We start from the raw sequence: 699 nt of genomic DNA, 5'->3' as shown, positions 1-699 counted from the left end.
CCGTCGCCCCCGCGCGGCGCCACCGTGTAGACGCCGACCAGCCGCGCGATCACCGTGGTCAGGAACAGCGTGGCCGTCACCGCCTGCATGGCCGACAGCGCCTGCGCCCACGGGGCGAGCGGAACCACGTCCCCGTACCCCACCGTCGCCAGGGTCACGAAGCCGAAGTACATCAACAACGACCAGTCGATCGCCTCGTCCGGCGCGGCCAGATCCGTGAAGCTGCCCGGCGCCGACAACTCCATAGCCATGAAGCATGCGGCGAAGAAGGCGCCCAGCAGCAGGTAGACCGAGATCGCCGCCAGGATCAACTCCGGCCCCGGCCGGCGGTGCCGACGGAAGACGAACAGCACCAGGGAGACGATCAGCAGCAGTTGGAACGCCGCGATGGACAGGTGCCGCCCCAGCTCCGCGACCGTGTTGTCGCGGTCCACCACCGACCACCCCGCGAAGCAGGAGAAGATGATCGCGACCCCCACCACGGGCGGCATGTGGTGTCCCTCGGTGCGCACGGTGCGCAGCCCGAAGGCGATCATCCCGGCGTACAGCACCGTGTAGAGGGCGTTCCACAACGCCCCGTACAGGGTGATCGGATAACCGAACTGGAGGACCGCCACCACGAGGAGCAACAGGGCGAGGTCGCGGAACCGGACGTCCCGGAGCATCGGTTCCGACCGATCGCGGGACGCGGAGGAGGGG

At 69.1% G+C, this 699-nt stretch carries 1 protein-coding gene; it reads right to left on the bottom strand.

The features are described from left to right. On the bottom strand, nt 1-665 hold a 665-nt coding region (locus tag FNQ90_RS25785), incomplete at its 3' end, for a potassium channel family protein (protein WP_182608510.1). Nucleotides 666-699 lie beyond the last annotated feature (34 nt).

This window comes from Streptomyces alkaliphilus, assembly GCF_014141535.1.
Lineage (GTDB): Bacteria > Actinomycetota > Actinomycetes > Streptomycetales > Streptomycetaceae > Streptomyces > Streptomyces alkaliphilus.
This window is presented reverse-complemented; position numbering and strand designations above follow the sequence as displayed.